At 34.9% G+C, this 10,890-nt stretch carries 12 protein-coding genes; 11 read left to right on the forward strand and 1 reads right to left on the reverse strand.

Annotated features, from left to right (window positions below):
* Positions 1-54 precede the first annotated feature (54 nt).
* The 11 genes from AC6UD2_RS05475 to AC6UD2_RS05525 all read left to right on the forward strand — a co-directional run bounded on the left by AC6UD2_RS05475 (position 55) and on the right by AC6UD2_RS05525 (position 9,864).
* The gene (locus tag AC6UD2_RS05475; RefSeq protein ID WP_500698254.1) at positions 55-1,077 is read left to right on the forward strand and encodes a type II secretion system F family protein; all 1,023 of its coding nucleotides are present in this window, start codon (positions 55-57) and stop codon (positions 1,075-1,077) included.
* The gene (gene comGC / locus AC6UD2_RS05480) at positions 1,077-1,373 is read left to right on the forward strand and encodes a competence type IV pilus major pilin ComGC (protein WP_039144260.1); all 297 of its coding nucleotides are present in this window, start codon (positions 1,077-1,079) and stop codon (positions 1,371-1,373) included. The genes AC6UD2_RS05475 and comGC overlap by 1 nt, the downstream gene beginning before the upstream one ends.
* Positions 1,357-1,809, forward strand: a complete 453-nt coding sequence (locus AC6UD2_RS05485) for a type II secretion system protein (protein WP_039144257.1) — start codon at positions 1,357-1,359, stop codon at positions 1,807-1,809. Before comGC ends, AC6UD2_RS05485 begins: the two co-directional genes overlap by 17 nt.
* Before the next feature lie 140 nt (positions 1,810-1,949).
* A complete protein-coding gene (locus tag AC6UD2_RS05490; protein WP_500698255.1) occupies positions 1,950-2,378 on the forward strand; it encodes a competence type IV pilus minor pilin ComGF in 429 nt (142 codons plus the stop codon).
* Between the two features lie 262 nt (positions 2,379-2,640).
* A complete protein-coding gene (locus AC6UD2_RS05495) occupies positions 2,641-3,633 on the forward strand; it encodes a class I SAM-dependent methyltransferase (RefSeq protein ID WP_010022037.1) in 993 nt (330 codons plus the stop codon).
* 21 nt (positions 3,634-3,654) lie between these two features.
* Positions 3,655-4,869, forward strand: coding sequence for an acetate/propionate family kinase (locus AC6UD2_RS05500; protein ID WP_010022038.1), 1,215 nt, complete (start codon positions 3,655-3,657; stop codon positions 4,867-4,869).
* A gap of 165 nt (positions 4,870-5,034) precedes the next feature.
* On the forward strand, positions 5,035-6,432 hold the full coding sequence (locus AC6UD2_RS05505; protein ID WP_500698256.1) for an amino acid permease: 1,398 nt from the start codon (positions 5,035-5,037) through the stop codon (positions 6,430-6,432).
* A gap of 86 nt (positions 6,433-6,518) precedes the next feature.
* Positions 6,519-7,907, forward strand: a complete 1,389-nt coding sequence (locus tag AC6UD2_RS05510; protein WP_039144247.1) for a bifunctional metallophosphatase/5'-nucleotidase — start codon at positions 6,519-6,521, stop codon at positions 7,905-7,907.
* A 1-nt stretch (position 7,908) separates the two neighbouring features.
* A complete protein-coding gene (locus tag AC6UD2_RS05515) occupies positions 7,909-8,442 on the forward strand; it encodes a YutD family protein (RefSeq protein ID WP_010022042.1) in 534 nt (177 codons plus the stop codon).
* A gap of 11 nt (positions 8,443-8,453) precedes the next feature.
* Complete coding sequence (nucF, locus tag AC6UD2_RS05520) at positions 8,454-9,236, forward strand: 5' nucleotidase NucF (protein ID WP_500698257.1); 783 nt, start codon at positions 8,454-8,456, stop codon at positions 9,234-9,236.
* Positions 9,226-9,864, forward strand: coding sequence for a TIGR01906 family membrane protein (locus AC6UD2_RS05525; protein ID WP_500698264.1), 639 nt, complete (start codon positions 9,226-9,228; stop codon positions 9,862-9,864). Before nucF ends, AC6UD2_RS05525 begins: the two co-directional genes overlap by 11 nt.
* Before the next feature lie 29 nt (positions 9,865-9,893).
* On the opposite strand, the gene AC6UD2_RS05530 is transcribed toward AC6UD2_RS05525, so the two are convergent.
* Positions 9,894-10,547, reverse strand: coding sequence for a VTT domain-containing protein (locus AC6UD2_RS05530; protein ID WP_039144243.1), 654 nt, complete (start codon positions 10,545-10,547; stop codon positions 9,894-9,896).
* Between the last annotated feature and the right edge of the window lie 343 nt (positions 10,548-10,890).

Genomic DNA, 10,890 nt, shown 5'->3' on the forward strand with positions numbered 1-10,890 from the left:
ATATGAGAGATTGGAAGGATCAGATTGAACTGCTTTTTAAAAGGGGAGTAATTAGTGAAAAAAATCGGGATAAATATTTTTACGGGTAAGCGGATTTCCATAAAACAACAAGCATTTTTGTTTTCAACCTTAGGTGATTTATTATCTACTGGATTTTCAATTCATCAGAGCTTGGAGTTTGTTAAAGTAGTCTCGAAACGGAATCAAATAATTGTAAATAAGATCATGCATGGTTTAGAAAGAGGAAATAATTTACCGGATTCGATGAAATTTTTTCTTAGTGAATCAATCTATTATCAGTTAAAAATCGCTGATGAGCATGGTGATTTAGTGAATGGAATGAAAGAAGTTGGTGACTTTTTAAAATTAAGAATTACACAAAATGAGAAAATCAAAGCAGTTGTGGTTTACCCCATTTTTTTGTTCTTAGTTTTATTTAGCATCATCTTTGCCGTTAAGTTCTTAATTATGCCCCAAACAGCTGACTTGACAGGACAAACAGGCACTAGTAACCATCATGTTATTTCGTATATAGTCTATGCTGTTGGTTTAACAATTATTTTATTGGGAATGGTTGGTTACCAAAACTTTAAAGCGAAGAAATGCATTGATCGCATTAATTTATTGGTTAAAATTCCCGTGATAGGACAGCTATTTAAAGCGTATTATCAATATTTTGTTACTTCTAATTTTGCTTTGATGATTAACGGTGGCTTGGACTTGAAGCAGGTCGTTTCAGCCTTATTAAAGTTTGATCGTCAAAGTCTTCTTTATGATGTTGGAAAAACAATGCGCGCAAGTTTTAATGAGGGAATGAATTTTGGGGCAAGTTTAGCACGCTATTCTTTTGTGTCTGAAGAAATGATCGTGTTTCTTTCAAACGGAAGTACTCAGTCGGAGTTAGCTCAAAATCTTAAGGCACTTAGTAGATTGAGCTTTAAAGAAATGATCCGTAAGTCTAACTTGTTAATTAAATTGATTCAGCCAGTTTCTTTTGCAGTAATCGGAATTTTAATTGTAGGAGCTTATTTACAAATGCTATTACCAATGTATGATTCGATGAAAGGACTTTATTAATGAATAGGAAGGGTTTTACTTTAATAGAAATGACGATTGTTTTGTTTATCATTTCATTGTTAGTTTTAATTATTATCCCAAATCTTAGTAATCAGAAAGATCATGCTAAGAAAATTCATGGATCAGCAATGGTATCTGTGATTCAAACTCAAATTGATGCCTATCAGGATGAAAATCACGATGGAGATGTAACAATTAATAAGTTAGTTCGAAGTCATTATTTAACTGGGAAGCAGGCTAATCAAGCACATGCTGAAAGAATCGTTGTGGTAAAAAATCATGCGATGCAAAAATGATCAACCTGGATTTACGTTAGTTGAAAGTGTCTTAGTGTTGTTTGTTTCGTCCTTAATTCTTGGCATCACGTTAGTAGCTTTCAATTATCTCGGTGTAATAGGAAATCAAGAGAAACGTTTCTTTGAGACACTTGATTCTGCTTGGAATGAGGCATTAGTTGAATCGCAAGCTCATCACCATTCAACCCGGGTATTATTTTACCCAAATGATGAAGTAGTGTTTGTGAAGCAGGAAAAGTCAAAGTTAAAAAATCGAGTAGTTAAAATGCCAAGGGGGCTAAGCGTTAAAAGTTATCATAACATTGAAATCAAAAAAGATGGCTACGTGAAACCGCAAACCATTAGATGGTCTTCAAGTGGACAAAAAAGATTAATTTTACAAAAAATTCAACTGGGATGGGGTGCGTATCACCTTGAAACTATTAAACAAAATTAGATTAGGATTTACTCTATTGGATTCACTGATTGGCATGGCATTAATTTGTAGTGGAGTGATTTTTTATTTGAATGTGAATGATTTTGAGCATCATTGTTTACAAAAAAGTAGGGATGAAATGCATGCGGTGAGGAAAACTTATGAGCATAAATTACTTAAAAAGTATCAGTAAACGGGCTGGTTTCTCGATCATTGAATCAATTTTTTCCTTGCTGGTAATTTCGATGGCCTTTGGTCTAATAATGTTGACCACGCAACTAGTTAGAAGTGAGAAGTGGGAAGATCGTGATGGAATTTTTTACCGTTATCTCGATGTGATTGAATCACCTGATTATCAGTTTAAAGTCATGAATGTCGAAAGAAATTCCGTTAAGCTTAAAAGTAAAAAAGAGAATAAAGAATACATTATGGAAAAATATGAGAACATGGTGAGGTTACGTGGGGTTAAGGGTGGACACATCCCAATTATTTTAAGGGTGAATCATGCTTCGTGGTCTACCCATCACCATGTTTTAACTAGTCGTATCAAAATTGATGGGGTTAATTATGAAGCCAAAAGTTATTTATAAAAGAAGGGGAAGTTTAACTTTAATTGCTATTTTATTTTTGCTATTTTTATCTGGTATAATCGTTTATCGCTACCAAAAAGTAGACTTTCAAATCCAAAATAATCATATTCGGACCGCAAAATATCAAAGGTTGACTAAAGAATTGAATAATTCTAAGAGATAAACGAGAAATCTTGAATAACGGACGTGAACTCTGGTAGTATTAACCCTAGATATATAAGAAAAGGGGTTGATATTTCTGTCTGAAAAAGAATCAATATCATTGTTTCAAGTTTTTGATCAATCCAGCAAAGTCTTGAGTCAAGCTTTAGGAACGTCGTATTTGGATGCTTTCATTGAGACGGCTGATAATATGATTGATAATAATACGGTTCGAGTTGAAGATGGGGTTCCTAAACCCAAAATAGTGGATGACCTTACTAAGCTATATCGAACGGTTGACTACCACAAAATGGATAACGAATCAATTCGACGAGCCATTCAAATGGTTATGATCCGAGCCACTAAAGAAGACAAGATTCAGGCAAATCATCAAATAACTCCTGATACAATCGCCTACATCATGGGATACATAGTTACGCGGATTTATGAACATGAATCCAGTGTTAGCATCCTTGATCCAGCAGTTGGAACTGGGAATTTACTCACAGCGGTTATGAATCAATTACATGATTCACTTCATGATACTGTAAAGGGATATGGAATTGATAATGATGATTCAATGATTTCAATTGCTAGTATTAGTGCGAAAATGCAGAATTTGGATGTCGAGCTAATTCAGCAAGATAGTATTGAACATTTGTTGGTTCCCAAGGTTAATTTGGTTGTTTCTGATCTTCCGGTTGGTTATTATCCAATTGATGAAAAAACCACGGGTTATGCTACTCGAGCTCAAGCAGGACATTCATATGTTCATCATTTACTAATTGAACAATCAATGAACTACTTAAAACCAGCTGGTTTTGGAGTATTTTTGGTTCCCAGCAACATTTTTCAAACTAGTGAAGCCAAGGGTCTTTTAAAATGGTTTCAAGATTCTGTATACTTACAAGGAGTCTTGAATTTACCAAAAGAGTTGTTTGCAAACGAAAATGCTCAGAAGGCCATTTTAATTTTGCAAAATCGTGGCGGAGATAGTCACCAAGTGCAAAAGGTTATGTTGGGAGAGTTCCCTTCATTTAAAGATACAGATGCCTTTCAAAAATTCATGGCTGAGATTGTTGATTGGGAAGAAAACGATTTATTAAAAAAATAGTTAAAAATAAGGAGATTACTCATGGGTAAAATTATTGCGATTAATGCTGGTAGCTCAACTTTAAAGTTTAAGTTATTCAAAATGCCAGAAGAAAAGGTTCTTGGTGAAGGATTAATTGAAAGAATTGGCTTACCAGAATCACATGTTGAAATTAAATATGATGATGGGAAGAAATTTGAGGAAACATTGGATGTTAAAGATCACGAACAAGCAATTCAAATCTTGTTAGATCAATTACTCGATCTTGACATTATTAATGACTATAACGAAATTACTGGGGTTGGACACCGAGTTGTTGCTGGTGGAGAATATTTTGATCAATCGGTAATTATTACTCCTGAAGTTCTCAAAAAGATTGAAAGTTTGGATGAGTTGGCTCCTCTCCATGAACCAGCTAATGTTTTGGGAATTAAAGCATTTGAAAAGGTTCTTCCTAATGTAACTAGTGTGGCCGTTTTTGATACTTCATTTCATCAAACGATTCCTGAAAAGAACTACCTATATAGTCTTCCATATGAATACTATGAGAAGTATCGAGCTCGTAAATATGGATTCCACGGGATCAGTTACCGTTATGTATCACAACGTGCTGCTAAGTTGTTAGGTAAGCCAGTGGAAGATCTTAAGATGATTATTATGCATTTGGGTGCTGGTGCTTCTATATGTGCTGTTAAGAATGGAAAGTCTTATGATACATCCATGGGGTTCACCCCAGTTACTGGCCTAACAATGGCAACTCGTTCTGGTGATGTTGATCCATCTCTTTTAGCCTATGTGATGGAAAAAGAGGGCATGACTGATATCAATGATATGATTAAGGTTTTAAACACGAAATCTGGATTGCTTGGTATCTCTGGAGTTTCTGCCGATATGCGTGAAGTTGAAGAGGCTCAAAAGACTAACCATCGTGCTAAGATTGCTCGTCAAATTTATGATAATCGAATTGTTCGTTATATTGGATCATATCTAGCAGAATTGGGTGGTGCTGACGCCATCGTCTTCACTGCTGGAGTTGGTGAAAACAGTATCACTGTTAGACAAGAAGTCACTGATCAACTTTCATACTTTGGCATTGGTGTTGACAAAGAAAAGAATAATGTCAGGGGAGTTGTTAGAGATTTAAGTGCCAAGGGATCAAAGATTAAGACTTTATTAGTTCCAACTAATGAAGAATTAATGATCGCTCTTGATGTCCAACGACTTGAAAAAGAAAGTAAAGAAAAAGCAAATAAATAGTTTTAATGAGAATCCACTCATCAAAGTGGATTCTTTTTTATCACGTAAATTTGGAATTTTTTAAATTTTTGGTAGTTTTTCTGACAAAATATCTGTATAATTTCCTTAAAAAGTAACAAATAGCTTCACGTATCCGTGTATAATGTAGGCATACGTAAAGAAAGGATGTTTTTGTTGGAAAAGAATACAAATAATGAAAACCAAATGTCACGGGGACTCAAAAGTCGTCATGTTCAATTAATGGCGTTAGGTGGAACCATTGGAACGGGTCTGTTTTTAGGTGCAGGACAATCAATTCACCTTGCAGGACCGTCAATCATTATTGCCTATGTGATTGCTGGAGTGGCTTGTTTCTTCTTGATGCGAGCCCTCGGTGAATTACTTTTATCGAATACTAATAGCGTTTCATTTATTGAATTTATTAACAAATATTTAGGGGAAAGAACCGGCTTTGTAGCTGGGTGGACATATTGGTTCTGTTGGATCGCCATTGCGATGGCGGAAGTCACTGCGGCTGGTTTATACATGAAGTTTTGGTTTCCAGGGTTACCACAATGGGTAACAGCTGCATTCTTGATTCTAATTTTGTTCCTATTGAATTCGATTACTGTTTCTGCTTTTGGTGAAACGGAATTTTGGTTTGCATTAATTAAAGTGGTTGCAATTGTGGCGTTAATCATCGTTGGAATTATTTTGGTGTTAATGCACTATAAGACAAGTGTGGGGTACGCCCAGGTATCCAATTTGTATTCTCACGGATTTTTTGCTCACGGTGCTTCCGGGTTTGTGCTTTCATTTCAAATGGTTCTATTTAGCTTTGCAGGGATTGAAATGATTGGGATGACCGCATCAGAAACACAAGATCCACAGAAAATCATTCCAAAATGTATTAATGAAGTTCCTACCCGAATCATTATTTTCTATGTTGGATCTTTACTAGCCTTAATGTGTATCTTCCCATGGCAGTACATTTCCGCTAATTCAAGTCCTTTTGTTCAAGTATTTTCGAATATTGGAATTAAATCAGCAGCTGCGATCATTAACTTTGTCGTTCTAACTGCTGCAGCATCATCGTGTAATAGTGCTATTTTTACCACTGGACGAATGTTATTTTCGTTAACAGATAAAAGTCAAAACAAATTTGCCAAGAAATTGGGTACCCTGTCCAAAAGACACATTCCAGCTAACGCAATTTTGTTCTCAACTATTGTGATTGCTATCTCAGTTGTGTTGAACATTTTAATGCCTGAAGGCGTGTTTGAACTGGTCTCAAGTATTGCCACTACTTGTTTCTTATTTGTTTGGTCATTGATTGTGATCACTCATTATGAGTATCGACGATCACTTACGCCAGAACAAACCAGTAAGCTTACCTTTAAGATGCCATGGTTCCCTTACTCCGACTTCTTTGTTGTTGGATTTATGGTTTTTGTTGCCTTTGTTTTGATTTTTAAAATGCAAACGTTAGTTGCGTTGATTGGTTCAATTATTTGGTTACTAATTTTGTATGGTTTCAAAGTTTTAAGCGATAAGCATAGGGAAAGAAAAGAAGTCGATGGTTAAAGTCATCGACTTTTTGATTATCATTATTAATGGATGTTAGAATAGAAAATAACGATAATTATAGAAGAAAATATTGAGGAAGTAATATGATGGATAAAGTAGCAATTTTGCATACCAATGATCTTCACTCACATTTTGAAAATTGGCCTAAAATCAGAAGATTTATGAAGTTAAGAACTAAACAATTGGAAGACAAGGGTTATCGTGTCTTTAAAGTTGATGATGGGGATGCCATTGATCGATCTAATGCATTGACCGAGGCCACTTCTGGCAAAGCAAATATTGAGTTGATGAACTCAGTGGGATACGATGCGGCCACCATTGGTAATAATGAAGCCCTTACTACTTCGCATGATGAATTGGCGCATTTATACGATGATGCTAATTTCCCCGTTGTTTTAGATAATGTGATTGACGAAAGAACTGGGCAACTTCCAAGTTGGGCAATTCCATATCGTGACTTTCTTTTAAAGAACAATGTTAGAGTTCGTTTTATGGGATTAACTGCTCCTTATCCGACTTATCAGTACATGGATTGGAATTCTCTTCCCATCAAAAGTACAATTGAACGTTGCTTGACAGCTTGGAAGGGTCAATATGATGTTTTGATCTTACTTTCTCATTTAGGGATTAATAATGATCGAAGAATTGCAAAAGCCTTTCCTGAAATTAACGTTATTGTTGGTGGTCATACCCATCATCTGTTAGTTCATGGTGAGAAAGTTAATCAAACCATGTTGACTGCTGCTGAAAAGTGGGGTCATTATGTCGGTGAAATTACGTTTGATGTCAATGATGATAAACAAGTCGAAAACATGAAAGCCCGGGTTTACAAAACTTCTGAAATGAAAGCTGATGTGAAAGATGCGGAAGAAATTGAACATCTTGAAGATCGTGGCGAAGGAATTTTAGCAAGTCAACGAGTCGCTGATATTCCTCATACGATGACTACTTCTTTAACGGATGACAATGAATTAGTCGACTTGGGACTTAAAGCGATTGAGAAAAAAGCCGGTACAACGGCTGCCGTTTTGAACACTGGTTTGTTTTTAGGTAACTTGGATAAGGGTGTTGTTGATAAAAATGAACTTCATAAGTTATTACCACATTCAATTCACGTTATGAAAAGTGAATTTTATGGTTATAATTTGTGGGAAGTTGTCATGGAAATGGAAAAGAACAAGGATTTTCTAGTTCGATTTGAACAAAAAGGAATGGGTTTTCGTGGGAAATACTTTGGTCGATTAATTTATGATGGAATTCGGTATGATCCTGAAAAAAAGCAACTGTTTTACCATGACGAACTCGTGGAGCCCGACAAAAAATACACAATTGCACTGATAGATCATTATAGTTTCATCCCATTTTTCCCAGCAATTAGCATTGTGGGAAAGAATGATATTTTTTATGATGAAACCCTCCGAGATGTCTTTGGTGATTATCTGGCAAAGAAATTTCCGTTAAAGGGAGAATAGTATGGATCATAATGAAATCGAGACGTTAATTGAGACCAGAAATGATGAACGAGCAGCATTAGCTGATATCAAGCAAGTGGACGAGACTACTTTAAGTGTTAATGGTCATGTATACGTGATTGAAACAAATGTTAGAAATGCTTTTGATTTGGGTGAATTTTCGAATAAATTTAACCCAATTTTGACTAGATTTGATTATATTGTTGGTGATTGGGGATACGGACAATTACGATTAAAGGGTTTTTATGGTGACTTTAGAAACGTTAGTAAAAGTTTACGCCATTCAGCAATTCCTGATTATTTGATTGAAGATACTAATTTTGGTTCCAATTACTTCATTTTGCATAATTTAGAGGCAGAGAAGGAAAAGAATTCAAGTCATAAATCTAATAGAAAAAAACAACGGTTTGGGATGAAAAATAAAAAATCCAAATCGGCTGGTGGTCATAATTCAGCTAAAAAACAACAAAAGAAGAGTTTAAAGACAAAACACTTTAAGAGTGGTAAACGTGGCTTTACCATTAGGCAGAAATAAGTGAGGATTAAATGAAGAAGTATAAGGGATACTTAATTGATCTAGACGGGACCGTTTACCAAGGAAAGAAAAGAATTCCTGCAGCCAAACGATTTATTGAAAGGCTCCAGCAAAATCACATTCCCTTTTTGTTTGTGACGAATAATTCAACGAAGATGCCAAGTGAAGTCGTTGATAATTTGGCGAATAATCATGGGATTGATGTAGAAGACAAGAACGTCTATACTTCTGGAATTGCAACGGCGGCCTATGTGAATGATGATGCTAAAGCTAATAACAGAACAAAGTCAGCGTATGTAATTGGTGAAAATGGCTTAAAAGAAGCCATGGAAGCACAGGGTTTTAATGTTTTCACGGATGATCCTGAATACGTAGTAGTTGGACTTGATCGTGATTTAACCTATCAAAAATTGTCACGGGCAGTTCTTGGAATCGCTCATGGAGCTAAATTCGTGGGAACGAACCCAGATGCTAGAATTCCAAGTGAGAATGGAATGTTACCAAGTGCGGGATCAATTATTGACTCAGTTCGTTATGCGTCGGGAGTTGATCCTATCATGATTGGAAAGCCACAGACTTTAATTGTGGAAAAAGCTCTGAAACAGTTAGGTTTAAAGAAGTCGGAAGTGATTATGGTAGGAGATAATTATGATACTGACATCATGGCGGGAATTAACGATAGAATGGATACTTTAATTACTTATACGGGAGTTTCCACCAAGAAACAGGTTGAGAAACGGGATGTTCAACCCACTTATGAGGTTAATAGTCTAGATGAATGGAATGTTTTATAGTCTAAAGGATATTGGAGTATTTATCCTAATCCTACTTTTTTTGATCACGTTTTCGGTCTTTTTTATTATTAATGCCAGTTGGTTGTATTACGTGACGATAGCGTTCATGGGATTAGCGGTTAAGTTTCATGTTTCAAACGGATTATTAATGGAAAATTTTCATAGGATGACTAATTTTATTCAAAATCCATTTACGAGTGTGCTAAAACTTAATCAGTTTCCCATTTCATCAAATGGAATGGTTCATTTTGAAAATGTCAGAACGTTAACGTTAGTTAATAATTTAGTTTTATTGATTACATTTATCAGTTTACTTATCATCATGTTTCGATTTAACTATTTTAAGAGAATGTGGAAATTACAGTCACTTTCAGAAGTGGCGATTTTAGTGACGGGTGTTTTATCACTGTTTTGTGTTTTGGATTTCCAAGATGTATTCATATATTTCCATGAAGTATTGTTTAAAAATCAAGACTGGATTTTTAATCCAAAAAAAGATCCGATAATTAATGTATTACCGGATCAATACTTTTTGATGTGTTTTGCACTGTTCTTTTTACTGGTTATTGTTGGTTTGATAATAGTTGCCATAATTGGTAAAAGGGAATTAAAAAAAGAATCTTTCTAGCAGATTAAATTCTGGAAGAAAGATTCTTTTTATTTTGGTGTTGAAACCTTGCTTTTTAGATAGCCAACTAAAGCGGGGATCAATGAGATGATAATGATCAAAATGATTACAAGTGAGAAGTGAGCCTGAACAAATGGGATGTTTCCGAAAAAGTATCCTGCTCCACAGCAAATTAATACCCAACAGATACAAGCGACTAAATTATATTTTAGAAACTTTTTGTAACTGAAGTCGGTTCCAGCTGCCACAAAGGGAGCAAATGTTCTAATAATTGGCATGAATCGTGCCAAGAAGATTGCAATTGCGCCGTATTTATTGAAGAACTCTCGTGCTCTTTTTAAGTCCCTTTCCTTAATGAATTTGCCGAAGAATTGATGTTCAATTAAAGCATTGCCAACTTTTCTTCCAATAAAGAAGTTTAATGAGTCTCCAGCTGCTGATGCAACAAAGAAGGTAAGAATGAAGATCCAAATGCTAAGACTATAATTTGAATTGGCTGATAGGGCTGCCGCAGCAAATAAAAGAGAGTCACCAGGGAGAAATGGTAGAATAACAGCACCCGTTTCAATGAATATAATTATAAACAAAATCAGGTATGTCCAATCTCCGAACATGTTTACAATGGTAATGAGATGCTTATCAATGTGAAGTACGAAATCAATTAAAAATTTAAAAAAATCCATATTTTTCCTCTTTTGATATATGTTTTTAACTATTTAAGTGTATCAATAAAATGTATTTTTTTGAATTTAATTTTGCTTTATTTAAATTATTTTTGATTTATTTAAAAAAAGTGTTGACGATTAAGGTTATAGATAGTATAGTATTAATTGTTGTCAAGAGCGGCATATCAATTTGGTTAAAATTAGTCAAACTTTTCTATTGACATTAATTTAACCACATGGTATATTAATATATGCGGCGTTGAGATGAAACGAAAGCCGTTATTAGTAAGAGTAGATCTTTGAAAACTGAACAAGATTTTGATTACAAGTGTAAGGTAGTTTTAAGTGTACAAGCTTAAAA

The organism is Fructilactobacillus sp. X2R5C2, from assembly GCF_059901375.1.